The 22,109-nt window shown below is 64.1% G+C and carries 25 protein-coding genes; 12 read left to right on the top strand and 13 right to left on the bottom strand.

Annotation, left to right across the window (positions count from 1 at the left end):
• Positions 1-3: 3 nt before the first annotated feature.
• From VL129_RS06975 to aroC, 6 genes are all read right to left on the bottom strand, one after another.
• Complete coding sequence (locus tag VL129_RS06975) at positions 4-441, bottom strand: 3'-5' exonuclease family protein (protein WP_325411460.1); 438 nt, start codon at positions 439-441, stop codon at positions 4-6.
• A 208-nt stretch (positions 442-649) separates the two neighbouring features.
• On the bottom strand, positions 650-1,201 hold the full coding sequence (locus VL129_RS06970; protein ID WP_325411458.1) for a hypothetical protein: 552 nt from the start codon (positions 1,199-1,201) through the stop codon (positions 650-652).
• 184 nt (positions 1,202-1,385) lie between these two features.
• Positions 1,386-1,658: a hypothetical protein gene (locus VL129_RS06965; RefSeq protein ID WP_325411456.1), complete on the bottom strand. Its 273-nt coding sequence runs from the start codon at positions 1,656-1,658 to the stop codon at positions 1,386-1,388.
• 311 nt (positions 1,659-1,969) lie between these two features.
• Entirely contained in the window at positions 1,970-2,515 is a 546-nt protein-coding gene (locus tag VL129_RS06960) for an acireductone dioxygenase (RefSeq protein WP_325411454.1), read from the bottom strand.
• Between the two features lie 20 nt (positions 2,516-2,535).
• Positions 2,536-3,702 (bottom strand): MFS transporter, encoded by a 1,167-nt coding sequence (locus VL129_RS06955; RefSeq protein ID WP_325411452.1) that lies wholly within the window; start codon positions 3,700-3,702, stop codon positions 2,536-2,538.
• Positions 3,703-3,764: 62 nt separating this feature from the next.
• Entirely contained in the window at positions 3,765-4,856 is a 1,092-nt protein-coding gene (gene aroC / locus VL129_RS06950) for a chorismate synthase (RefSeq protein WP_325411450.1), read from the bottom strand.
• Between the two features lie 168 nt (positions 4,857-5,024).
• Here aroC and VL129_RS06945 point away from each other — a divergent pair, with 168 nt between their 5' ends.
• The gene (locus VL129_RS06945) at positions 5,025-5,822 is read left to right on the top strand and encodes a hypothetical protein (protein ID WP_325411448.1); all 798 of its coding nucleotides are present in this window, start codon (positions 5,025-5,027) and stop codon (positions 5,820-5,822) included.
• A 295-nt stretch (positions 5,823-6,117) separates the two neighbouring features.
• On the opposite strand, the gene VL129_RS06940 is transcribed toward VL129_RS06945, so the two are convergent.
• The 6 genes from VL129_RS06940 to VL129_RS06915 all read right to left on the bottom strand — a co-directional run bounded on the left by VL129_RS06940 (position 6,118) and on the right by VL129_RS06915 (position 11,886).
• Complete coding sequence (locus VL129_RS06940; RefSeq protein ID WP_325411446.1) at positions 6,118-7,968, bottom strand: nitric oxide reductase activation protein NorD; 1,851 nt, start codon at positions 7,966-7,968, stop codon at positions 6,118-6,120.
• 112 nt (positions 7,969-8,080) lie between these two features.
• Complete coding sequence (locus VL129_RS06935) at positions 8,081-9,499, bottom strand: cbb3-type cytochrome c oxidase subunit I (protein WP_325411444.1); 1,419 nt, start codon at positions 9,497-9,499, stop codon at positions 8,081-8,083.
• 3 nt (positions 9,500-9,502) lie between these two features.
• Entirely contained in the window at positions 9,503-9,943 is a 441-nt protein-coding gene (locus tag VL129_RS06930; protein WP_325411442.1) for a c-type cytochrome, read from the bottom strand.
• Between the two features lie 322 nt (positions 9,944-10,265).
• Complete coding sequence (locus VL129_RS06925; protein WP_325411440.1) at positions 10,266-10,514, bottom strand: cytochrome C oxidase subunit IV family protein; 249 nt, start codon at positions 10,512-10,514, stop codon at positions 10,266-10,268.
• 9 nt (positions 10,515-10,523) lie between these two features.
• On the bottom strand, positions 10,524-11,054 hold the full coding sequence (locus VL129_RS06920; protein ID WP_414705155.1) for a cytochrome c oxidase subunit 3: 531 nt from the start codon (positions 11,052-11,054) through the stop codon (positions 10,524-10,526).
• A 52-nt stretch (positions 11,055-11,106) separates the two neighbouring features.
• Entirely contained in the window at positions 11,107-11,886 is a 780-nt protein-coding gene (locus tag VL129_RS06915) for a CbbQ/NirQ/NorQ/GpvN family protein (RefSeq protein ID WP_325411554.1), read from the bottom strand.
• A gap of 239 nt (positions 11,887-12,125) precedes the next feature.
• Here VL129_RS06915 and VL129_RS06910 point away from each other — a divergent pair, with 239 nt between their 5' ends.
• Genes VL129_RS06910 through VL129_RS06900 form a run of 3 tightly spaced genes read left to right on the top strand, consistent with a single transcriptional unit; the run spans position 12,126 to position 15,390 of the window.
• Positions 12,126-13,811 carry a cytochrome D1 domain-containing protein gene (locus tag VL129_RS06910; RefSeq protein WP_475491200.1) on the top strand — a complete coding sequence of 562 codons (1,686 nt, stop codon included), beginning with the start codon at positions 12,126-12,128 and terminating at the stop codon, positions 13,809-13,811.
• Positions 13,812-13,863: 52 nt separating this feature from the next.
• The gene (locus VL129_RS06905; RefSeq protein ID WP_325411434.1) at positions 13,864-14,469 is read left to right on the top strand and encodes a NapC/NirT family cytochrome c; all 606 of its coding nucleotides are present in this window, start codon (positions 13,864-13,866) and stop codon (positions 14,467-14,469) included.
• Between the two features lie 45 nt (positions 14,470-14,514).
• Positions 14,515-15,390, top strand: coding sequence for an ethylbenzene dehydrogenase-related protein (locus tag VL129_RS06900; protein ID WP_325411432.1), 876 nt, complete (start codon positions 14,515-14,517; stop codon positions 15,388-15,390).
• Positions 15,391-15,508: 118 nt separating this feature from the next.
• Here VL129_RS06900 and VL129_RS06895 read toward each other — a convergent pair whose 3' ends face one another.
• On the bottom strand, positions 15,509-15,970 hold the full coding sequence (locus VL129_RS06895; protein ID WP_325411430.1) for a hypothetical protein: 462 nt from the start codon (positions 15,968-15,970) through the stop codon (positions 15,509-15,511).
• A gap of 413 nt (positions 15,971-16,383) precedes the next feature.
• Here VL129_RS06895 and VL129_RS06890 point away from each other — a divergent pair, with 413 nt between their 5' ends.
• Genes VL129_RS06890 through ahbB (VL129_RS06855) form a run of 8 tightly spaced genes read left to right on the top strand, consistent with a single transcriptional unit; the run spans position 16,384 to position 21,871 of the window.
• Positions 16,384-18,105 (top strand): cytochrome D1 domain-containing protein, encoded by a 1,722-nt coding sequence (locus tag VL129_RS06890; protein ID WP_325411428.1) that lies wholly within the window; start codon positions 16,384-16,386, stop codon positions 18,103-18,105.
• Positions 18,106-18,162: 57 nt separating this feature from the next.
• Positions 18,163-18,480 (top strand): c-type cytochrome, encoded by a 318-nt coding sequence (locus tag VL129_RS06885; protein WP_325411426.1) that lies wholly within the window; start codon positions 18,163-18,165, stop codon positions 18,478-18,480.
• A 58-nt stretch (positions 18,481-18,538) separates the two neighbouring features.
• Positions 18,539-18,826: a c-type cytochrome gene (locus tag VL129_RS06880; protein WP_325411552.1), complete on the top strand. Its 288-nt coding sequence runs from the start codon at positions 18,539-18,541 to the stop codon at positions 18,824-18,826.
• 1 nt (position 18,827) lies between these two features.
• A complete protein-coding gene (locus VL129_RS06875) occupies positions 18,828-20,006 on the top strand; it encodes a cytochrome D1 domain-containing protein (RefSeq protein WP_325411424.1) in 1,179 nt (392 codons plus the stop codon).
• Position 20,007: 1 nt separating this feature from the next.
• Positions 20,008-20,469, top strand: coding sequence for an Lrp/AsnC family transcriptional regulator (locus VL129_RS06870; protein ID WP_325411422.1), 462 nt, complete (start codon positions 20,008-20,010; stop codon positions 20,467-20,469).
• A complete protein-coding gene (gene ahbB / locus VL129_RS06865) occupies positions 20,466-20,972 on the top strand; it encodes a siroheme decarboxylase subunit beta (protein WP_325411419.1) in 507 nt (168 codons plus the stop codon). The genes VL129_RS06870 and ahbB (VL129_RS06865) overlap by 4 nt, the downstream gene beginning before the upstream one ends.
• Complete coding sequence (locus VL129_RS06860; RefSeq protein WP_325411417.1) at positions 20,965-21,408, top strand: Lrp/AsnC family transcriptional regulator; 444 nt, start codon at positions 20,965-20,967, stop codon at positions 21,406-21,408. Before ahbB (VL129_RS06865) ends, VL129_RS06860 begins: the two co-directional genes overlap by 8 nt.
• Positions 21,383-21,871, top strand: a complete 489-nt coding sequence (gene ahbB, locus VL129_RS06855; RefSeq protein WP_325411415.1) for a siroheme decarboxylase subunit beta — start codon at positions 21,383-21,385, stop codon at positions 21,869-21,871. The genes VL129_RS06860 and ahbB (VL129_RS06855) overlap by 26 nt, the downstream gene beginning before the upstream one ends.
• The last annotated feature ends 238 nt before the right edge of the window (positions 21,872-22,109 follow it).

Genomic DNA, 22,109 nt, shown 5'->3' with positions numbered 1-22,109 from the left:
CGCTCAGCACCCCAGCGCCGCCAGCAGCCGGGCATCCTGCAGCGCATGGTGGGGTGGCTCATAGCCCAGATCCTCGAACTCGATATCGCTGCTGATCCGCCCGGCCGTCACCCCGTCCGGCAAACCAGCGGCGCCGGCCAGCCACAGCAGTAACGGCCAGTCCCACATCACCGCATCACTGACGATCTCGACCGGCCCGAGCTTCCGAAGAAACTCCAGCAGCTCGGTTCGCGCCTGATCCGTCGTGCGTCCGTGAGCCTTCAGCTCCAGCTGCGGCAGGACGATCTCGCGAACGAAGTCCGAGCAATCGTCCTCGACCCAGTGATCGGTAAGCTCCACATAGAACTCAGGGCCGCCCGGAACGACCAGGGCCAGGCTGATCAGCTTGTAGGTGTAGGGATTGAGGTCGGTGAATTCGGTGTCGAGGTAGGCGCGGCGCATGGGTCTGTTAATACTCGGCTGCAAGATCTGCTCAAGTTAATTAATCTACGTTTAACCCAAGATTGAAGCCTACTCTTTTTGTCAGGCTCTCACTATCTGGCTTATCCGCCCATCCGCGCCATTTCAATATAACCAAAAACCTTTGACGAGCCGAAAACCCCACCGGTTTAAAACCTGTTGATGCCGTAGGGAATCGCCGTGGCCGTCATTACTTTTTTGCATCCAAAGACAAAGTTTCACGCTTAGTAATAGAGCATCCTCCTGCAACATCATTAAAAATGAAATTTAGACCTGGACTATCATCCACCGAAAGAAAATAAGTTTTTCCACCATCACCATTCGGATCAGTCAGCTTCTGCCTCCAGCCTGCCCCATCGAAACCATGCTTCTGAATGTACGCCATGCAGCTCGGGGTTGGCGCGACATAGGTAACAACATATGCCCCAACGCATTGCTTTTCCACCGGAGTAATAACAACAGTACCTGAAGAGCTGTAATTACTCTCTGTTCCAGAAATCAAAAAGTCTACGACTATCGGCTTGATATTCGTATTCTCCGTTGACCATGCCTTATTGCTAGAGAAATCGCGGCCTTTCGCCAAAAAACTTAGAGTCTCGGAAATTGCCCCCGAGCAAGTGGTTGCCCCCACATTATCGAAATGCTGTTTAATCGAAAGAATATTCTTTGGCAGCACAGTAGCGGCCGCACCGGACGCAACCGCTGAGAAAAATAAAATGCTAGCCATGCCTTTGAGTTTCATGAAAGCTCCCCCGCCAGAAAAAACCAAACTAATCCGTGCAACACTTGCCGGCCTAACGCAACCGCCCAGCTCAGAGACTTTCCATACAACAAATCCCTAAAAATCTCCGGCCGGGCTTTCAGAATGCGGCTCTTCCCCAAGACTTGCCCGATGCGCTGCGCCTGGGCACACTCAGCTTCGCCACTTACCTATTTCTTTTAGCCTTATCAAAAGCTTCAGCGATAATTAAACAACTTTCTTGGGTCGAAGCGTAATAAAGCGAGTTATCACCTTTTAAAAGTATTATTACACCCTTTTCCTCATAATATTGATCAACTTTATAACCTCCAAGGTCAATTGCCTGCTGAGGAGAAAACTCAGCAATCTTACAACCCTCAGGCCCCATTATCCACCAAACCTGACCCGCCGACGCCGCAAGACTGGAAGTCATCAGCAACGCAAAGAACAAGGCTCTCATAAAAACCCCTAAATTATGATTTCAGATCGTATTGAATTTAAAGCGAAATCTTATCCTTAACAAACTCATGAGATTCCTGAGCATAACCTTTCGTAAAAAAGGTCAAATTGATTCAGTCAGCCTGACACCGCCGCCCAGTAATTTCTTCTTTCCCTCTAGCAACAACCATAATACTTGCTTCATAACCATACAGGCCTAACGCTACCGCTCTATTTGGAGATTGTCCATCCACCAAAAAGCCCGGCCAAGATCACTCCCGGCCGGGCTTTCAGAACTTCCACGCCGCTCCTGCGGCAATATGTCTCAACTAATCAGCAATAATGCTCCACCCCAAAAAACCGCCCGGCGATCGTCTCGCCGGTTTCTTCCGGCGCACTACCTTCCGGCGCCAGCCGTACCGCCAGACAATGCGGCTCATCCCCCAGACTTACCCAATGCGCCACGCTCTTGGGCACGCTCAGCAGATCGCCGCGCTCGCCGAGGAAGGCGAACACCTCGTTGCCGATATGCAGGCTGACCAGGGCGCGGCCGCCGAGGAACAGCCAGGCCTGTTCGGCGGCCAGGGTCTGTTCGTTGGCGAAGCGGGCGTTGAGTTCGGCGGTCTGTTCGCTGTCCCGCTCCAGACTGAGGATGTCCTGCACCGGCAGGTTCAGTTCACCGACAACGTCTTGCAGCAGCGCACCATAGTCGGCGCGCACCTCGGCCGCGCTGGCGCCGGGGCGTGCGTCGCCGTCGATGTCGCGCTGCTGGTAGCGCACGCCCACGTCGGCCAGGGTGGCGGCGATGTCGTCGGCGTGGATGAGCATCTTGCTCGGCACTTCGGGGATGGCGACGCTGTAAACGCTCAGAACACTCATCGAAATTCTCTCTTGGCTAATCAGACCGGCGGGGCGCTGTGCGGGGTTTCCTTCAGGCGCTTGGCGATGATGAAGGCGGCCAGCGCCGCGCCGGTGCTGGCGATCAGGAAGGTGGGGCCGGCCCCCAGGGCGCTCCAGCTGTACCCCGCATAGAGGGCGCCCAGGGCGCCGCCCATACCGGACACGGTGGCATAGGACGCCTGGCCGCGACCCAGGTGACGGATGCCGAAGGCACGCTGCACGAAATGCACGGCCGCGGAATGGAAGCAACCGAAGCTGGCAGCGTGTAGCAGCTGCGCGATCAGCAGCACGAACAGCTCCTGGGCCAGGTAGCCCATCAGCAGCCAGCGCACGGCGGCGAGCAACATGCTGAACATCAGCACGCGGCGCAGCGAGAAGCGGTCGAGGATGCGTGCCATCACCATGAATACGCCGATTTCCGCCACCACCCCCAGCGCCCAGATCAGGCCGATGGTGCCGCGCGGGTAGCCGAGCGCCTCCAGGTGGATGGTCAGGAAGGTGTAGTAAGGACCGTGGGAGGCCTGCATCAGCACCACGCACAGGAAGAACGCCGGCACGCCGGGCTTCCACAGCAGTTTCCAGAAACCCAGTTGCACGGTGGTGTCGCTGCTGGGGGACGGTGCGGCGTCCGGCACGCGCCAGGCGGTGGCGACAATGGCCAGCATGATCACCAGCATGGCGGCCGGGAAGCTGTCCAGGCTCAGCCAGTCGAACAGCCAGCCAAGGCCGACCACCGCGACGATGAAGCCGATGCTGCCCCACAGGCGCACGCGGCTGTAGAAGGTGGGGCGCTCGCGCAGGTGGGCCAGGGTGATGGCCTCGAACTGCGGCAGGATGGCGTGCCAGAAGAACGCATGCAGGGCCATGACCATGGCCAGCCACATGAAGCTTTTGTCGAACAGGATCAGCGCGAAGGCCAGCAGCGTGCAGACGGCGCCGAGGCGCACGATCGCCAGCCGCCGTCCGGTGACGTCGCCCAGCCAGCCCCACACGAAGGGCGACAGGCAGCGCATCAGCAGCGGAATGGCCGCCAGTTCGCCGATGCGCGCCGGCGAAAAGCCGAGGTGGGCGAAGTACAGCGAGAGAAATGGCGCCGTCGCCCCGAGCAGGGCGAAGTACGCGAAGTAGAAACCAGAGAGACGCCAGTAAGGGAGAGCGGAATCCATAGCCTTCAGCCGTAAGAGCGAGCCGGAGCCGCTTGCCCGGCTTCAGGCTCGCGGACTCGGGTTCAGAGTTGTCCTAACACTGGGGTGGAGACGCTCACATCGGCGTTCTGGGCACGCTGGCGCAGCAGGTGATCGATGAGCACCAGCGCCATCATGGCTTCGGCGATCGGCGTGGCGCGAATGCCCACGCACGGATCGTGGCGACCCTTGGTGATCACCTCGACCGGATTGCCGTGGACATCGATGGAGCGACCCGGCGTAGTGATGCTGGAGGTGGGCTTGAGTGCCAGATGGGCGACGATCGGCTGGCCACTGGAGATGCCGCCGAGGATGCCGCCGGCGTGGTTGGACAGGAAGCCACCCGGGGTCAGTTCGTCGCGGTGCTCGGTGCCGCGCTGGGCGACGGCGGCGAAGCCGTCGCCGATTTCCACGCCCTTCACCGCGTTGATGCTCATCAGCGCGTGGGCCAGTTCAGCGTCCAGGCGGTCGAAGATCGGCTCGCCCCAGCCCGGCGGCACGCCGTCGGCGACCACGGTGATCTTCGCGCCGACGGAATCCTGGTCGCGGCGCAGCTGGTCCATGTAGGCCTCCAGCTCCGGCACCTTGTCCGGGTCCGGGCAGAAGAAGGCGTTCTGCTCCACCGACGCCCAGCTCTTGAAGGGGATTTCGATCGGGCCGAGCTGGCTCATGTAGCCACGCACCTGAATGCCCAGTTTGGCCAGGTACTTCTTGGCGATGGCGCCGGCCGCCACGCGCATGGCGGTCTCGCGCGCCGAGCTGCGGCCGCCGCCACGGTAGTCGCGGATGCCGTACTTGTGGTGGTAGGTGTAGTCGGCGTGGGCCGGGCGGAACAGGTCCTGGATGGCCGAGTAGTCCTTGGACTTCTGGTCGGTGTTGCGGATCAGCAGGCCGATCGGGCAGCCGGTGGTCTTGCCTTCGAACACGCCGGAGAGGATCTCGACCTCATCGGCTTCCTGACGCTGGGTGGTGTGGCGGCTGGTGCCCGGCTTGCGGCGATCCAGGTCGCGCTGCAGGTCCTCCAGCGACAGCTCCAGCCCCGGCGGGCAGCCATCGACAATAGCCACCAGGGCCGGGCCGTGGCTCTCGCCGGCGGTGGTAACGGTAAACAGCTTGCCGAAGGTATTGCCGGACATCCTGATGCTCCGCGATCAGCCTCTGGAAAAGGCCGGCAGTATACCCGAGAGCCCGCCGGTGGCGCTGCCCCGCACCGGCTGCCAACTCGGTCAGATTTTGCAAAAAGCCGCTGCAGATTGCCGGCCTGCGGCCGATAACGCTCAGGCAGACAGTCTGTGGGCATCGCAATGACCGACACACACACTCCCGAACAACCCGAGCAGCAGGCGGCCGCCCCGGCCGAGCCGGAGGCGCAGGTTCCCCAGGGCCATCCCTGGGAACTGCTGGCGCCCGAGCCCTATCGCCTGCTGCGCCTGTATCCGCAGCCCTTCGACCGGGCTACCGGCGCGCGGCCGCTGCGCTTTGCGCAGTATTCGCGCATCGAGCGCCACAGCCAGAAGGAAAGCCTGCTGCGCCTGAGCGTCGAGCTGCCCGGCCAGTCGCTGAAGAAGGACCAGAACCGCCTGGACGTCTGGCTGGATCACCAGCAGAAGGAAATACGCTTCGAGCCGCTGCAGATCGACCCGCCGAACCGCGGCCTGGGACGCTTTCTGCTGGCCCAGGCTATCGAGTGGGCGCAGCAGAAGTGGTCGCACTACGCGGTGGTATCCGGCGACCTGCCGTATCGCAACATGCTCAGCGAAGATGCCCGCCTGCGTCGCGACCATGCGTTGCGCAATCAGGGTTTCGAGGTGCTGTACCCGGACGAGGGCCAACTGCGCGCGACTTACGGCGCGAAGCGGGTCAGCGAGCTGGAGTCCGAGTGGAATCCGGAAAAGGTCCAGGTGCTCGACGAGCTCGACTGCGCCGCGATGCTGGAACAGGCCGACACCCAGCTGCGTGATCAGGAAGCGCTGATCCGCAAGCATGAGGAACGCATCACCTGGCTCAAGCGCGAAGACAGCGGCCTGCGTTTCACCGTCACCTGCCTGGTGGCGTTTGCGCTGTTCCAGGCGGGGCTGTTGATCTGGATTGCGACGCGGTAGCTCCACGGTGGGCAACGCGTTGCGTTGACCACCCTACCGGGCAATGCCGGCTCCTTGTGAGGCCGGACCTACCCGGCCGGATTTATCCCGGCCGACGGGGGGGCGGAGCGAAACCGAGGCGGAGAGTTCACCTCCGCCGGCCGGCGTAAAGCCGGCCCTACAGGTTGGCGCCCTGCCCTGCCTACGACCCGGGTATCCCGTAGGAGCGGCTTCAGCCGCGATGCGTTTCGTGCGGGCCGCCCCCAAAAGCTCGCGACTGAAGTCGCTCCTACAAAAGTCAAAAGCCGCTACCCCCCTACGACTGGGTCAACTGCCGATACAGCTGCGGAAGGCGGAACGGCAGCTGCTTCGGGTCGTGGATCAGCGTGAAGCCGTTCACCCCGAACATATACGGCAGGTAGTCGCCGGCCTCGCGGTCGATGGTGATGCAGAACGGCAGCAGGCCCATGCGCCGCGCTTCGATCACCGCCTGGCGGGTGTCCTCCACGCCGTAGCGCCCCTCGTACAGATCCAGATCGTTCGGCTTGCCATCCGTCACCAGCAACAGCAGCTTGCGCTTTTGCGGCCTTGCGGCGAGCGTGCGGCTGGCCTGGCGGATCGCCGCGCCCATGCGCGTGTAGTAGCCAGGCCGCAGCGCCTGGATGCGCCCGCGGGTGGTGTCGTCGTAGCGCTGGCGGAAGGTCTTCAGCTCCTGCAGACGCACCTGGTTGCGGCGCAGCGAGGAGAAGCCGTACAGCGCGAACGGGTCGCCCACCGCGCTGAGCGCCTCGCCGAACAGCAGCAGGCTGTCGACGATCAGGTCGATCACCCGGTGCTCGTCGTCCAGGTGCGCATCGGTGGACATCGACAGGTCGGCCAGCAGCAGGCAGGCCAGGTCGCGGCGACTCTGGCGCATGTCCATGAACAGCCCGCGCTCGACGCACTGGCCGTGCACGCGCTCGACATGGAAATCCAGCCAGGCCTGCAGGTCCAGCTCGCTGCCCTGGGGTTGCTGACGCAGCCACTGGCGGTCGTTGCGCAGGTGCTCGAACTGCCGGCGCAGGCGGCGCGCCAGCGGCGCCAGGTGCAGCGGCAGGCCCTTCGGCTCGGCGTCGCGCGGCAGCATCGGCTGCAGCAGCACGTAATCCTCGATCAGCGCCTGCTTGCGGTAATCCCACTCGGGTAGGCGGATGCCTTCGCCGAACGGCACGTCATCGTTTTCGGCGGACGGCAGGTCGAGGTCGAGCTTCAGGCCGCCGCCCTTGCTGGAGCGCTTGCGCGACACCGACAGGTGATCCAGGTCGTCGGCCACGCGCGCGGCGTCGAGGTCTTCGGTGTCGTCGCCGCAGCGGTCCAGGTCCACGTGCTCGGACCAGCTGAACAGGTTCTCCAGGCGGAACAGCAGCAGGCCGCCCTTGCCGGTGTTTTCCTCGACCCGCTCGGCGCGCTTGCGCGGCGCCTTGCCTTCTTCGCTCGGCGGTTTCAGGCCAACGCCCTCTTCTTCCTCACCGTCATTCAGGCTGGCCGACTGCGGATCGTCCAGGCGCTGCGGCGGATACAGCCACAGCGGCAGCGGCCAGGGCGAGCGCTCGCTGCGCGGGAAGGCGCGCACGCTGCCGGGCTCGCGCAGCGCCTGGCGCAGGGCGCGCTCCAGCGCCGCCTCCTCGGCGGGCATCTGCTCGGGGTCCGGGCGCAGCGGCAGCAGGGCTTCCACCAGGCGCCGGTAGCGCGGGCGCATGGCCGGGTAGCGTTCCAGCAGCTCGACGGTCCAGCGCTGGTTGTCGCGCCCCCAGTGGCGCATCGGCTCGGCGTGGGCGGCCAGCAGCGCCAGCCAGCGGTACAGCTCGCGGTTCAGCGCGACATCCGGGTACACCGCCAGGCTGGCCGGCAGGCGCAGGTTGCCGGGGTCGCACCAGGCCACCGGGGCCTGCTGGCAGGTGCCAGCCACCTGTTGCAGCAGGCTGCGCCGCAGCAGCAGTTCGCGGGCGCTGGCGGCTGCCAGCTCGACGCTGCTGGCGCCGCCCAGGGCGCGGAACAGCACGGCCAGCGAGCGCTGCATGTCGGCCAGTTCGACCCGGGCTTCGGGGAACTCGGGGCTGGCGCGCCGCGTGATGAAACGGTGCCAGATGCCGCCGACCCACTCTTCGACTTCAACGCTGAAGGCCATGAAAGAATCCTCGTGTGCTTCTTTTCTCTACGGGGCGAACGGTTCGCCCTGAAACGACACAGGGCGGCCCGCTGTTCCAGCCGGGCCGCCCTGCCTTACCTCAACGCGTCACTCAGGCGGTAGCCGGAGCCTGTACCGTGGCCTCGGCCCGCTGGCGGAAGCTCAGCAGGTAGCAGGTCAGACCGGCCAGGAACATGAAGCCAGCAACCAGACGCAGCCAGAAGAACACGGCCAGTTGGTCCATGGTGTTCATGAACGACATGGCGGCGCCGTCTGCCGGGATACGCTGCAGCCAGACCTGCACCACACCGGCGGCGGTCAGCAGCAGGGTGATCAGCAGCATGGAGCTGGTCATCAGCCAGAAGCCCCACAGCTCGACACTCTGCGCACGGGCGCTGGGTGCTTCGCCCAGGCCACGCAGACGCGGCATGGCGTAGGACATCAGGGTCATGACGATCATCGCGTAGGCGCCGTAGAAGGCCAGGTGGCCGTGCGCGGCGGTGAGCTGGGTGCCGTGGGTGTAGTAGTTCACCGGGGCCAGGGTGTGCATGAAGCCCCACACGCCCGCGCCGAGGAACGCCGTCACCGTGGTGCCGATGGCCCAGTAGGAGGCAGCCTTGTTCGGGTGCTGGCGACGACGGCGGTTCACCATGTTGAACGCGAACAGCACCATGGCGAAGAACGGCAGCGGTTCCAGGGCCGAGAAGATCGAGCCCAGCCACAGCCACACACCCGGTGCGCCGATCCAGAAGTAGTGGTGACCTGTACCGAGGATGCCGGTGATCAGGGCCATGGCGATGATCACGTACAGCCACTTCTCGATGACTTCGCGGTCCACGCCGGTGATCTTGATCAGCACGAAAGCCAGCATCGAGCCCATGATCAGTTCCCACACGCCTTCCACCCACAGGTGCACGACCCACCACCAGTAGAACTTGTCACGGGTGAGGTTTTCCGGGTTGTAGAAGGAGAACAGGAACATCACGGCCAGACCGATCAGACCGGTCATCATGACCACGTTGATGGCAGTCTTACGGCCCTTGAGCATGGTCATGCCGATGTTGAACAGGAAGCCCAGGGCGACGATGACGATACCGATCTTGGTGATCGTCGGTTGCTCGAGGAATTCCCGTCCCATGGTCGGCAGCAGCTCGTTGCCGGTCATCTTGGCGAGGCCGGCATAGGGGACGAACAGGTAGCCGAGGATGGTCAGCGTACCGGCTACGGCGAACACCCAGAACAGGATCATGGCCAACTTCGGGCTGTACAGCTCGCGGTCGGACTCTTCCGGAATCAGGTAGTAGGCGGCGCCCATGAAGCCAAACAGGATCCAGACGATCAGCAGGTTGGTGTGCACCATCCGCGCCACGTTGAACGGAATGGCCGGGAACAGGAAGTCACCGACGACGTACTGGGTGGCCATGATCAGGCCGAAGAGCACCTGTCCCACGAACAACATCATGGCGAACACGAAGTACGGCAGCGCAACCTTCTGCGACTGGAATTTCAAATGCGGGTTCAAGAGGCTCATGTATCAACCCTCCCTGTTCGGCGGCCAGCTGAAGGTATCGATATTGGAAGTCCACTTGAGGAACTCCGCCATATCGTTAACTTCCTGCTCGGTGAGGTTGAACTGCGGCATCGCACGGCGACCCGGAACGCCCAGCGGCTGGGCCTTCATCCAGGCATGCAGGAAGCTGTTGAAGGCTTCTTCACCACCGCGACGGACGAACACGTTACCCAGCTCGGGCGCGAAGTACGCACCTTCACCCAGCAGCGTGTGGCAGCCAATGCAGTTGTTCTGCTCCCAGACCAGTTTTCCGCGCACTACCGCTTCGGTCATTTCCGACTCGTTGGTGCGCTCTGGTATTTCCTTTTCTGTGTGGTAGGTCAGGCCGAGGAACACCAGGATGAAGAAAAGACTTCCTCCAAAGTAGATGTTCCTGGCCATGCCCTTTGTGAAGGTCTCTGACATCGTGACGCCTCCTGTTGGCTTGGCATGGCCATGATAGGAACCGCCCCTTGGCAACCTGCTTGATGTCAATCAAGAAGCCCAAATGAAACGGTCAGGCATTCGGTTTGCGGGTGTGAGGGCTCCCCTCTCCCCGACCCTCTCCCGCGAGGGGAGAGGGAGAACTCGTGCGGGGCCCTGGCGTGGGGTGAGCACAGCGGCAGCGTGTGCATCCCCTCTCCCCTCGCGGGAGAGGGGCCAGGGGCCGCCACGCATGCCGCCTACGTTTTCACCACACAAAAAAAGGCCGGCTTGCGCCGGCCCAACCCCTACAAAGAAACCCCCTTTACAACAACGTGAGCCACACCCCACCGGCCATGGCCAGCGGCCAGCCGAACAGCAGGACCCGCCAGAACAGCGGGGCGTGACGCAACTCCATGAAGCCGTCGGTGATCAGCCAGGCCTTGCCCAGCGCCACCGCCAGCATGCCGCCGGCCAGTACCAGGCTGGCGCCCAGGTTGCCCAGCGCCACGGTGCCCACCGACAGCAGCACCAGTCCCAACCAGCAGATCAGCAATGTCTTCGACGCGGTCACCATTCCTCCTCAACCCAGCAGGTAGACCAGCGGAAACAGCAGCACCCACACCAGGTCCACCATGTGCCAATACAGCACCCCGGATTCCAGCCCGCTGCGCGAAGTCCCGGGCGCGTAAGCGCCGGTGCGGCAGCGGTTGGCCATGTAGCCGAGGATCAGCATGCCCAGCAGCACATGCAGGAAGTGGAAGCCGGTGAGCAACCAGTACAGGGTGAAGAAGGTGTTGTATTCCAGCCCGTAACCCAGTCCGGCCAGGTGTCCGTATTCCTGCAGTTTCAGCACCACATACACGCCGGCCGAGAGCAGCGCGGCGAACAGCAGCCAGCCGGCGCGGTCCTGGCGGTTGGCGCGCACCTGCTCCACCGCCAGGGCGGCGAACAGCCCCGAGGTCAGCAGGCCCAGGGTCAGCGCCAGGCCGGTGGAGCTGTCCAGCGCCAGGCGGCTTTCGCGGAACAGCTCGATCTGCAGCATCTGGGTCACCGCGAAGGCGAGGATCAGGATGCCGAACACCGCCAGCTCGGCGAGGATGAAGATCCACATCGCCAGGTCGCCGGGCAGCCGACGGGCCACCCCAGTCGACAGGACGGCCGGGTCATTCGAAATGGACATCGACCACATCCATCAGCGCAGCAACCGTCTGCGCGTCGTCCGACAGCGGTTCGGCCAGGCACGCCAGGCAGGCTTCGCGCGGCGTCAGGCCGGCCTTGATCATGCTGGCGGTGAAGATCAGCAGGCGGGTCGAGGCCACCTCTTCCAGATCGTGCTGCTCCAGCCGGCGCAGGGCCTGGCCGAGCTTGACGATGCGCGCCGCCAGCAGCTCGTCCACCCCGGCCTCGCTGGCCACGATGCGGATTTCCTCGGCCTCGCTCGGGTAGTCGAAACGCATGGCCACGAAGCGCTGGCGGGTGGAAGGCTTCATGCCCTTGAGCAGATTCTGGTAGCCGGGGTTGTAGGACACCACGAGCATGAAGCCGGGCGGCGCCTTGAGGGTTTCCCCGGTGCGCTCCAGGTACAGCTCGCGGCGATCATCGGCCAGCGGGTGGAGGACCACGGCGGTGTCCTGACGCGCCTCGACCACCTCGTCCAGGTAGCAGATGCCGCCTTCGCGTACCGCGCGGGTCAGCGGGCCGTCCTGCCACCAAGTGCCCTCGGCGCCGATCAGGTGGCGACCCACCAGGTCGGTGGCGGACAGGTCGTCGTGGCAGGCCACGGTGTACAGCGGCAGCCCCAGGCGATGCGCCATGTGCTGCACGAAACGGGTCTTGCCGCAGCCGGTCGGCCCCTTGATCAGCACCGGCAGGCCGTGCTTCCAGGCCTGCTCGAACAGCCCCACTTCGTTGCCCAGCGCCTGGTAGAAGGGCGCGGCGTCCAGGCCTGGCTTCTCGAGTGCATTCACGGCAATACCTCAGCGTTGCGATCAGTCATGGCCGCAAGCTACCCGCGACAAGGCGTCACGCTCAAGGCTTTCGCCGGCCCCTCTTGATTGTCGTCAAGCGCCTCGTCAGATGGGTCTCTCTAGGATCGGCCCTGCCAACAAGAAGGTCCCGGTGGCAAACGCAGTCGTTCTACATGGAGCCGCCAACGCGCTCCAACAAGGAGAAGAACATGTCGATGTCGAGCACCGTAGCAAGACCCTTACTGGCTGGTCTGATCGCCAGCATTTCACTCCTGAGTCTGGGTATCGCCCAGGCTTCGGCACCTGCCATGACCGCGGCCGAGAAGGAAGCCGCCAAGAAAATTTACTTCGAGCGCTGCGCCGGCTGTCACGGCGTGCTGCGCAAGGGCGCCACCGGCAAGAACCTGGAGCCGCACTGGGAGAAGGTGCAGGCCGACGGCAAGAAGCAGGAAGGCGGCACCCTGAAGCTGGGTACCAAGCGTCTGGAAAACATCATCGCCTACGGCACCGAAGGCGGCATGGTGAACTACGACGACATCCTGACCAAGGATGAAATCAACCTCATGGCCCGCTACATCCAGAACGCCCCGGACGTACCGCCGGAGTTCTCGCTGCAGGACATGAAGGACAGCTGGAAGCTGATCGTGCCGGTGGACAAGCGGCCGAAGAAGCAGATGAACAAGGTGAACCTGAAGAACGTCTTCGCCATCACCCTGCGCGACGCGGGCAAGCTGGCGCTGGTCGACGGCGACACCCACAAGATCTGGAAAGTCCTCGACACCGGTTACGCGGTGCACATCTCGCGCTTCTCGCACTCCGGGCGCTATGTGTACACCGTGGGCCGCGACGGCCTGACCACGGTTATCGACCTGTGGTTCGAGGAACCCACCACGGTCGCCACCGTGCGCCTGGGCTCCGACGCCCGCTCGGTGGACGTGTCCAAGTTCAAGGGCTACGAGGACAAGTACCTGATCGGTGGCACCTACTGGCCGCCGCAGTACTCGATCATGGACGGCGAGACCCTGGAACCGATCAAGGTCGTCTCCACCCGCGGCCAGACCGTGGATGGCGAATACCACCCGGAACCGCGCGTGGCCTCGATCGTCGCCTCGATGGTCAAGCCCGAGTGGGTGGTCAACGTGAAGGAAACCGGGCAGATCCTGCTGGTGGACTACACCGACCTGAAGAACCTCAAGACCACCACCATCGAGTCCGCCAAGTTCCTGCATGACGGCGGCTGGGACGCCTCCAAGCGCTACTTCATGGTGGCCGCCAACGCCTCCAACAAGGTCGCCGCGGTGGATACCAAGACCGGCAAGCTGGCCGCGCTGGTGGATACCGCGAAGATCCCGCACCCGGGTCGCGGCGCCAACTTCGTGCACCCGAAGTTCGGTCCGGTATGGTCCACCGGCCACTTGGGCGACGACGTGGTCTCGCTGATCTCCACGCCGTCCGAGGAGAAGAAGTACGCCCAGTACAAGCAGCACAACTGGAAGGTGGTGCAGGAGCTGAAGATGCCGGGCGCCGGCAACCTGTTCGTCAAGACCCACCCGAAGTCCAAGCACTTCTGGGCTGACGCGCCGATGAACCCGGAGCGTGAAGTGGCCGAGTCGGTGTACGTCTTCGACATGAACGACCTGAGCAAGGCACCCAAGCAGCTCAACGTCGCCAAGGACTCCGGCCTGCCGGAGAGCAAGGCGATCCGCCGCGCCGTACAGCCGGAGTACAACGTGGCTGGCGACGAGGTGTGGATCTCCCTGTGGGGAGGCAAGACCGACCAGTCCGCCATCGTCGTGTACGACGACAAGACCTTGAAGATGAAGCGCGTGATCACCGATCCGGAGATCGTCACGCCCACCGGCAAGTTCAACGTCTTCAACACGATGCACGACGTGTACTGATCGCCTGCCGCCACCCCCGCGCCCGGCGCGGGGGTGTGCCGAGGACCACACCATGAAAGACCCTGAAGTTCGCACGTCAGCGTTCAAGCGCCTGCTTGCCTTCCTGAAACGGCCCAGCGCGCGCTATTCGCTCGGCGCCCTGCTGGTGGCCGGTTTCGCGGCCGGGGTGATCTTCTGGGGCGGTTTCAACACCGTCCTGGAGGCCACCAACACCGAAGCCTTCTGCCTCTCCTGCCACGAGATGCGCGACAACGTGTACCCGGAGTACCAGAAGACCATTCACTACAGCAACCGCACCGGTGTGCGCGCCACCTGCCCGGACTGCCACGTGCCCAAGGAGTGGACCTACAAGATGGTCCGCAAGATCCAGGCCTCGCGGGAGCTGTGGGGCAAGCTGGTGGGCACCATCGACACACCCGAGAAGTTCGAGGCCAAGCGCCTGCAACTGGCGCGCAGCGAATGGGCGCGCATGAAGGCCGTCGACTCGCGCGAGTGTCGCAACTGCCACAGCCTGGACAGCATGAACGCCGCCAGCCAGAAGCAACGCGCCCGCAAGCAGCACGAGATGGCCCGCGAAGACAACATGACCTGCATCGATTGCCACAAGGGCATCGCCCACAGCAAACCGCAGGGCATGACCGAAGAAGACGAAGGATAAGGACCGCTCCAGCGGACCACATTAGCCTTGACGGAGAACCCCACCATGAAAAGTTCACTGCTGCACACCGCCATCGCCGGCGGCCTGCTGCTGAGCGCCCAGGCCGTACTTGCCGCGCCGCCCGCCGACTGGAGCGCGCTGCCGGCCACCGACATCACACTGTTCTACCCCGGCGTCTCGCCGGTGGAATGGATCACCAAGGGCACCGAGCACGGCGGCGCCCGTGCCCTGCGCAAGGGCGAAGCCTGCGCCGACTGTCACTCCGAGGAAGCCGGCGACATGGGCCAGAAGATGGCCAGCGGCCAGAAGCTGGAGCCCAGCCCCATCGCCGGCAAGGCCCCGTTCATCAATGCCAAGGTACAGGCCGCCCATGACGGCCAGAACCTCTACCTGCGCTTCAGCTGGCAACAGCCGGCGGCTTCCGGGGCGGCGAAGATGGACGCCAAGAACCCGGTGAAGCTCGCCTACATGCTCGAAGCCGGCTCCCAGGTGGAACTGGCCGAACAGGGCGGCTGCTGGGCCAGCTGCCACGGCGATGCGCGCAGCATGCCCGGCGCCGCCGACAGCAAGACCAAGTACGTGAAGAACGGCTCGCTGGCCAACGGCGTGTACTACGACCTCAACCAGTGGCGCAGCGGCGAGAACAAGACCTACGACGGCCACATCGCCGAAGCGCGCGTGATGGAAGGCGGCAGCGCCCTCAAGGGCGCCAGCGGCAGCCAGAACGGCGGCACCTGGTCGGTGGTGTTCACCCGCGCCTTCGCTGGCGGCCAGGGCGACGTGAAGCTCGAACCGGGCAAGGTCTACAACTTCGGCTTCGCGATCCACGACGACCACGCCAATGGTCGCTACCACCACGTTTCGCTGGGCTACCAGCTGGGCATCGACGCCGAGGCGGGGATCACCGCCAAGCGCCTGTAACCGCCCACCAGACACTCCCCCGTCCCTTCAGAGACGGGGGGTACTCTTTCCCGCAGCAGAACCGGGACCTCGGCTGCGGGTTTTTTTATCCACCCTCGGGTAAAAAGCGCCCCGCCTCTCAAATGCCGCAGCGATCACCGAAGGTTCTTATCGCCAGGCTCCCGTCACGCTGTCTGACCTTCAGCTCGCCCTGGCGGTCTTCCGATTCTCCGTACTCCGAAGGATTGAACCTGCCGGTTATTTCGTACTCCGCTTCAAGCTGGGCTTCCGGAGCCCGGTACATCAGCTGAAGCGGATCGTCGTGCTCCACGCTGCGCAGTTCATGCAGGACTCCACTCACCTTCAGGTACAGGACGTCATCGATCTCGATGGCTATGGGCCTGGATTCGGCCAGGGGCTGGTACTGCTTGTTCGCAGGATAATGAACACAGCGGTAGTTCTCGTAACGATCCGCCTCCCGATAACTGTGCAGCGCCTCTTCATACTCGAGCGATTCAAGCTCGAAAGCAGCCTGAGCCAGGGAAGGAGCGAGCTGCGATACGAGAACAAACCATGCAAGTTTCAGTTTTATATGTTTCATAGTGCCTTCCAGACAAACTCGAATGCGTTCAAGCCGCACGACTTCAGCCCATTGAAATTACTGTCGGCATTCCCGCAATAACCCAGCCTTCATAGCCGCTCTCGGTTCCGCATGGTGGCAGTTCAATGCCGCATCCCTGTGACGGCGCACGCTTTGTGTTTCCTTGCCGGTTGATTGACGTCAAGGACGCCCCCTCACCCCCGCGGCGATCCTAGCCGCGCATCACGGCGCCCGGCTTCGATGTGAGGGGCATCGACCCGGAGCGGAGTTTCCACCCAGACCCAGGGCCAGATCGAACCAGAGACCCCAGACAGAGAGTACCGATCCTAAGAAAAATGTACTCACCGAGTACCCCCGTACCCGCTGTAATGGCCCGCCGCGATACGACCCAGGCCGGCCCTAAGGAGATTCGCATGAGCACCGCAAGCAAACCGCTAGTGACAGGGTTCATTGCCGCTCTTTCGCTGCTCGGCGTCGCCGTCGCGCAAGCCAAGACCACTACCCCCGACAGCCCTGATGCCGCCTACACCAGCCAGGCCTCGGCCGTCGATCCGGCCAGTGCCCAGGTGGTACGCAGCCCCGGCGCACCGGACCTGACCGCCAACGAGTTCGAGAAGGCCAAGGAAATCTACTTCCAGCGCTGCGCCGGCTGCCACGGCGTGCTGCGCAAGGGCGCCACCGGCAAGCCGCTGACTCCGGACATCACCCAGCAACGCGGCCAGGCCTTCCTGGAGGCGCTGATCACCTATGGTTCGCCCGCCGGCATGCCCAACTGGGGCACGTCCAACGCGCTGACCAAGGACGAAATCACGCTGATGGCCAAGTACATCCAGCACACCCCGCCGACTCCGCCGGAGTGGGGCCTGGCCGAGATGAAGAATTCCTGGAAGGTGCTGGTCAAGCCCGAGAACCGTCCGAAGAAGCAGCTGAACAAGCTGGATCTGCCCAACCTGTTCTCCGTCACCCTGCGTGACGACGGCAAGATCGCGCTGATCGACGGCAAGACCAAGAAGATCGTCAAGACCATCGACACCGGCTACGCCGTGCACATCTCGCGCATGTCCGCCTCCGGCCGCTACCTGCTGGTGATCGGCCGCGACGCCAAGATCGACATGATCGACCTGTGGGGCAAGGAGCCGATCAAGGTCGCCGAGATCAAGGTGGGCATCGAGGCCCGCTCGGTGGAAACCTCGAAGTTCAAGGGCTACGAGGACAAGTACGTGATCGCCGGCGACTACTGGCCGCCGCAGTTCACCATCATGGACGGCGAAACCCTGGAACCGCTGCAGATCGTCTCCACCCGGGGCATGACCGTCGGTACCCAGGAATACCACCCGGAACCGCGCGTGGCGGCGATCATCGCCTCCCACGAGCACCCGGAGTTCATCGTCAACGTCAAGGAAACCGGCAAGGTCATGCTGGTGAACTACGAGGACATCGACAACCTGTCCATCACCACCATCGGCACCGCGCCGTTCCTGCATGACGGCGGCTGGGACGTCAGCCACCGCTACTTCATGACGGCGGCGAACAACTCCAACAAGGTCGCGGTGATCGACTCCAAGGACCGCAAGATGGCGGCCCTGGTGGACGTCGGCAAGATCCCGCACCCGGGTCGTGGCGCCAACTTCAACCACCCGAAATACGGTCCGGTGTGGGCCACCAGCCACCTGGGCGACGAGACCATCTCGCTGATCGGCACCGATCCCGAGAAGAACCCGCAGCACGCCTGGAAGGTGGTGGAAACCCTCAAGGGCCAGGGCGGCGGTTCGCTGTTCATCAAGACGCACCCGAAATCCCGCAACCTGTACCTGGACACCACCTTCCACCCCGATGCGGCGATCAGCCAGTCGGTGACGGTGTTCAACATTGACAATCTGGCGGCCGGCTACACCGTTCTGCCTATTGGCGATTGGTCCGGAATCAAGGAAGGTGCCAAGCGCGTCGTGCAGCCTGAGTACAATAAGGCCGGCGACGAAGTCTGGTTCTCGGTTTGGAGCGGACAGGACGAGGAGTCGGCCATCGTGGTGGTCGACGACAAGACCCTCAAGCTCAAAACAGTGATCCGGGACAAAAGGTTGATTACCCCGACGGGTAAATTCAACGTGCACAACACTCAGTACGACGTTTACTGAGGTACCTCCCGCGGGACGGGTTCATCCCCGTCCCATTAGCCTTAAGGAAGTCTTTATATGAAGAAAGTCCTGCTCCCGATGCTCGCCCTGGGCGCTGCCATGAGCCTGCAGCCGGCCCTGGCCTCCGATGGCGAAGCGCTGTTCAAGAGCAAGCCCTGCGCCGCCTGCCACAACACCGACATGAAGATGGTCGGCCCGGCCCTCAAGGACGTCGCCGCCAAGTACGCCGGTGTCGCCGGTGCCGCCGACACCCTGGCCCTGCACATCAAGAATGGCAGCCAGGGCGTCTGGGGTCCGATCCCGATGCCGCCGAACGCCGTCTCCGACGCCGAAGCCAAGACCCTGGCCAACTGGGTCCTGTCGCTGAAGAAGTAAACCGCAGGGGGACGTCATGAACAGATCGCGATTGCTGAGTTTCATCACCGCCCTGAGCATGACGTCCCTGCTGTCGATTCCCCCGGTGTCGGCCGATGAGTCCATCGACCGCCGCCAACTGGAGCATCTGCTCCTTCAGGACTGTGGCTCCTGCCACGGCCTGCGCCTCACCGGCGGACTCGGCCCGGCCATCACGCCCGAGGCCCTCGCCGGCAAACCCCGCGATTCCCTCATTGCCACCGTTACCCACGGCCGTCCCGGCACCGCCATGCCCGGCTGGAACGCCCTGCTCGACGAGCGGGAAATCACCTGGCTGGTCGACCGACTCCTGCAAGGAAATCCCTGACATGAAGCGCCCTTCCCTGCTGCTGGCCATGGCCAGCCTGGTTCTCTGCGCCTGTGCGCAGCCCACCTTGCGCGGCACCGGTGATCTTGGCGTGGTGGTCGAACGCGCCACCGGCACCCTGCAACTGATCGAAACCAGCGGCCAGACCCGCCTGGCCCGCATCGAGGGCCTGGGCGACCTGTCCCACGCCTCGGTGGTGTTTTCCCGCGACCAGCGCTTCGCCTACGTGTTCGGCCGCGACGGCGGGCTGAGCAAGGTGGACCTGCTCGAACAGCGGCTGGTCAAGCGCGTGGTACAGGGCGGCAACAGCATCGGTGGCGCCATCAGCCAGGACGGCACGCTGATCGCCGTGGGCAACTACGAGCCGGGCGGCGTGAAGGTGTTCGACGCCGTGACCCTGGAACCGGTGGCCGACATCCCCGCCACCCCGCTGCCCGACGGCAGCCGCAACTCCCGGGTGGTCGGCGTCACCGACGTGCCCAACAACGGCTTCATCTACAGCCTGTTCGACACCGGCGAAACCTGGCTGCTGGACTTCAGCGCCGGCCGCACGCCGAAGGTCACCCGCTTCGAGAACATCGGCAAGCAGCCCTACGACGCGCTGCTCACCCCGGACGGCCGCTACTACGTGGCCGGCCTGTTCGGCGAGGACGGCATGGCCAAGCTCGACCTCTGGCACCCCGAGCGCGGCATCGAGCGCATCCTCGACGGCTACGGCCGCGGCCAGCAGAAACTGCCGGTCTACAAGATGCCGCACCTGGAAGGCTGGACCGTGGCCGGCGAGCAGACCTTCGTGCCCGCCATCGGCCAGCACCGCGTGCTGGTGGTCGACAGCCACAGTTGGAAACAGGTCGGCGCCATCGACGTGGCCGGCCAGCCGGTGTTCGTCATGGCCCGCCCGGACGGCCGGCAGATCTGGGTGAACTTCGCCCACCCGGACAACCACCTGATCCAGGTGATCGACACCGAAACGCGCAAGGTCATCAAGACCCTGGAACCCGGCCCGGCCGTGCTGCACATGGAATTCACCGCGCGCGGCGACCAGCTGTGGCTGTCGGTGCGCGACAACAACGAGGTGCAGGTCTGGGACCCGTACCGCCTGGAGCTGATCCAGCGCCTGCCGGCCGACAGCCCCAGCGGCATCTTCTTCACCAGCCGCGCCCACGAGACGGGGCTGTGACATGGACCGCCTGGAGCCGCTGGACCGCCGGCTGATCGAACGCTTCCAGCACGGCATGCCGCTGTGCGCCGAGCCCTACCGGGCGATGGCCGAGGAACTGGGCTGCAGCGAACCGGCGCTGCTCGACAGCCTGCGCCGCCTGCAGGCGCGCGATGCCCTGTCGCGCATCGGCCCGGTGTTCGAGCACAGCCGCGCCGGCGCCAGCACCCTGGTCGCCCTGGCGGTGCCGGCCGAACGCCTGGAGCAGGTGGCCGCGCGCATCAGCCAGTACCCCGAGGTCAACCACAACTACCGGCGCGAACACGTCTACAACCTGTGGTTCGTGCTCACCGGGCCGGATCGCCCCAGCCTGGATCGCCTGCTCGCCGAGATCGAGACGGACACTGGCCTGGTCCCGCTGGACCTGCCGATGGAGCACTCCTACCGCATCGACCTGGGTTTTTCCCTGGAGAACCTGCCATGACGCCGCTCGACGACCTGCAGGCCGTGCGCCTGCGCCGCCTGCTGGAAGAAGGCCTGCCGCTGGAAGCCAGTCCGTATCGGCTGCTGGCCGAACGCATCGGCACCAGTGAGGAACAGGTGCTGGAACAGGTACAGCAGTGGCAGCGCGATGGGCTGTTCCGCCGCGTCGGCCTGGTGCTCAAGCACCGCGCGCTGGGCATCCACGCCAACGCCATGCTGGTGCTGGACATTCCCGACGCCGAGGTGGACGCGGTGGGCGAACGGCTGTCCGCCGCGCCGGGCGTCAACCTCTGCTACCGCCGCCCGCGCCGCCTGCCGCACTGGCCCTACAACCTGTTCTGCATGGTGCACGGCCGCGAGCGGGCCAGCGTCACCGCGCACATCGCCGCGCTGCTGGCCGAACTGGGCCTGAGCGAGCGGCCGCACAAGTTGCTGTTCAGCACCCGCGCCTACAAGCAATGCGGCGGGCGCTTCGCGCCGGTCCTGGACCGCGCCCATGGATGACCTCGACCGCCGCCTGATCAACCGCCTGCAATTGGGCCTGCCGCTGGTGCCCCGCCCCTGGGACGCGCTGGCCGAGGAACTGCACAGCGACGCCGCCACCCTGCGCGCCCGCGTGCAGGCCTTGCTGGACGACGGCACCCTCACCCGCTTCGGCCCCATGTTCGACATCGACCGCCTGGGCGGCGCCTTTACCCTGGCCGCCCTGTCCGTGCCGGAAGAACGCTTCGACGCCGTGGCGGCCATCCTCGACGGCCTGCCCGAGGTCGCCCACAACTACCGCCGCGAACACCAGTGGAACATGTGGTTCGTGCTCGGCTGCGCCACCCCCGAAGGCATCGCCGAGACCATCGCGCGCATCGAGGCGCTGACCGGCCTGCCGGTGCTCAACCTGCCCAAGGAGGAGACCTACCATGTCGGCCTGCACTTCCCGGTTTGATGGGGCGCTGGTCCGCCGCCTGATGGAACTCACCCAGGCCGGCCTGCCGCTGGTGGACAACCCCTGGGCCTGGATCGGCGAACAGCTGGGCCTCGATGAACAGGCCGTGCTCGACCTGCTGCGCCAGCTGCAGGCCGACGGCGCCATCCGCCGCATCGCCGCCGTGCCCAACCACTACCGCCTCGGCTACCGCCACAACGGCATGACCGTATGGGACGTGGACGACACCCATCTCCCCCGCCTCGGCCCCCTGCTCGGCGCGCAAGCCTTCGTCAGCCACTGCTACCGCCGCCCCCGCCGCGAAGGCTGGCGCTACAACCTGTTCGCCATGGTGCATGGGCGTAGCGCGGAAGAGATCGAGGCGTACCGGGCGCAGATTCGGGAATTGCTGGGCGAGGCGTGCCGGGGGGATGAGATGTTGGTGAGTAGTCGGATATTGAAGAAGACGGGGGTGCGGGTCTGACTCAAAGGCTACGCCAGACACCAGCCGTTTAGGAGTCAGCACCCGGGGACACGAGGCAGCGTCTATGAGCTTCTAAAGGCAGCCGCTGGTGAAAGCTGGGATTGACACACATTTCACACCCTCAAGACACGACATTTTTTTTGCACACCTTGACGTAACGCTATAAAAATTAGACATTCCATCGAAATTTTTTTGCGTTGAAGCCATGCTCACTGACATCACTCTCCCCGCTCAAGAC

The organism is Pseudomonas sp., assembly GCF_035497915.1.
Lineage (GTDB): Bacteria > Pseudomonadota > Gammaproteobacteria > Pseudomonadales > Pseudomonadaceae > Serpens.
Note: the sequence above shows the minus strand (reverse complement) of the source record. Positions and strands in the feature narration are given on the sequence as shown.

What these genes read in the sequence shown, in the direction of transcription:
- ahbB (WP_325411415.1), top strand. Translation starts at nt 21,383, where the DNA reads ATGTCGGCCTGCACTTCCCGGTTTGATGGGGCGCTGGTCCGCCGCCTG.
- VL129_RS06945 (WP_325411448.1), top strand. Translation starts at nt 5,025, where the DNA reads ATGACCGACACACACACTCCCGAACAACCCGAGCAGCAGGCGGCCGCC.
- VL129_RS06960 (WP_325411454.1), bottom strand. Translation starts at nt 2,515, where the DNA reads ATGAGTGTTCTGAGCGTTTACAGCGTCGCCATCCCCGAAGTGCCGAGC.
- VL129_RS06910 (WP_475491200.1), top strand. Translation starts at nt 12,126, where the DNA reads ATGTCGAGCACCGTAGCAAGACCCTTACTGGCTGGTCTGATCGCCAGC.
- VL129_RS06970 (WP_325411458.1), bottom strand. Translation starts at nt 1,201, where the DNA reads ATGAAACTCAAAGGCATGGCTAGCATTTTATTTTTCTCAGCGGTTGCG.
- VL129_RS06920 (WP_414705155.1), bottom strand. Translation starts at nt 11,054, where the DNA reads ATGTGGATCTTCATCCTCGCCGAGCTGGCGGTGTTCGGCATCCTGATC.
- VL129_RS06955 (WP_325411452.1), bottom strand. Translation starts at nt 3,702, where the DNA reads ATGGATTCCGCTCTCCCTTACTGGCGTCTCTCTGGTTTCTACTTCGCG.
- VL129_RS06900 (WP_325411432.1), top strand. Translation starts at nt 14,515, where the DNA reads ATGAAAAGTTCACTGCTGCACACCGCCATCGCCGGCGGCCTGCTGCTG.
- VL129_RS06930 (WP_325411442.1), bottom strand. Translation starts at nt 9,943, where the DNA reads ATGTCAGAGACCTTCACAAAGGGCATGGCCAGGAACATCTACTTTGGA.
- VL129_RS06895 (WP_325411430.1), bottom strand. Translation starts at nt 15,970, where the DNA reads ATGAAACATATAAAACTGAAACTTGCATGGTTTGTTCTCGTATCGCAG.
- VL129_RS06935 (WP_325411444.1), bottom strand. Translation starts at nt 9,499, where the DNA reads ATGAGCCTCTTGAACCCGCATTTGAAATTCCAGTCGCAGAAGGTTGCG.
- ahbB (WP_325411419.1), top strand. Translation starts at nt 20,466, where the DNA reads ATGACGCCGCTCGACGACCTGCAGGCCGTGCGCCTGCGCCGCCTGCTG.
- VL129_RS06860 (WP_325411417.1), top strand. Translation starts at nt 20,965, where the DNA reads ATGGATGACCTCGACCGCCGCCTGATCAACCGCCTGCAATTGGGCCTG.
- VL129_RS06975 (WP_325411460.1), bottom strand. Translation starts at nt 441, where the DNA reads ATGCGCCGCGCCTACCTCGACACCGAATTCACCGACCTCAATCCCTAC.
- VL129_RS06885 (WP_325411426.1), top strand. Translation starts at nt 18,163, where the DNA reads ATGAAGAAAGTCCTGCTCCCGATGCTCGCCCTGGGCGCTGCCATGAGC.
- VL129_RS06965 (WP_325411456.1), bottom strand. Translation starts at nt 1,658, where the DNA reads ATGAGAGCCTTGTTCTTTGCGTTGCTGATGACTTCCAGTCTTGCGGCG.
- aroC (WP_325411450.1), bottom strand. Translation starts at nt 4,856, where the DNA reads ATGTCCGGCAATACCTTCGGCAAGCTGTTTACCGTTACCACCGCCGGC.
- VL129_RS06880 (WP_325411552.1), top strand. Translation starts at nt 18,539, where the DNA reads ATGACGTCCCTGCTGTCGATTCCCCCGGTGTCGGCCGATGAGTCCATC.
- VL129_RS06905 (WP_325411434.1), top strand. Translation starts at nt 13,864, where the DNA reads ATGAAAGACCCTGAAGTTCGCACGTCAGCGTTCAAGCGCCTGCTTGCC.
- VL129_RS06870 (WP_325411422.1), top strand. Translation starts at nt 20,008, where the DNA reads ATGGACCGCCTGGAGCCGCTGGACCGCCGGCTGATCGAACGCTTCCAG.
- VL129_RS06875 (WP_325411424.1), top strand. Translation starts at nt 18,828, where the DNA reads ATGAAGCGCCCTTCCCTGCTGCTGGCCATGGCCAGCCTGGTTCTCTGC.
- VL129_RS06890 (WP_325411428.1), top strand. Translation starts at nt 16,384, where the DNA reads ATGAGCACCGCAAGCAAACCGCTAGTGACAGGGTTCATTGCCGCTCTT.
- VL129_RS06940 (WP_325411446.1), bottom strand. Translation starts at nt 7,968, where the DNA reads ATGGCCTTCAGCGTTGAAGTCGAAGAGTGGGTCGGCGGCATCTGGCAC.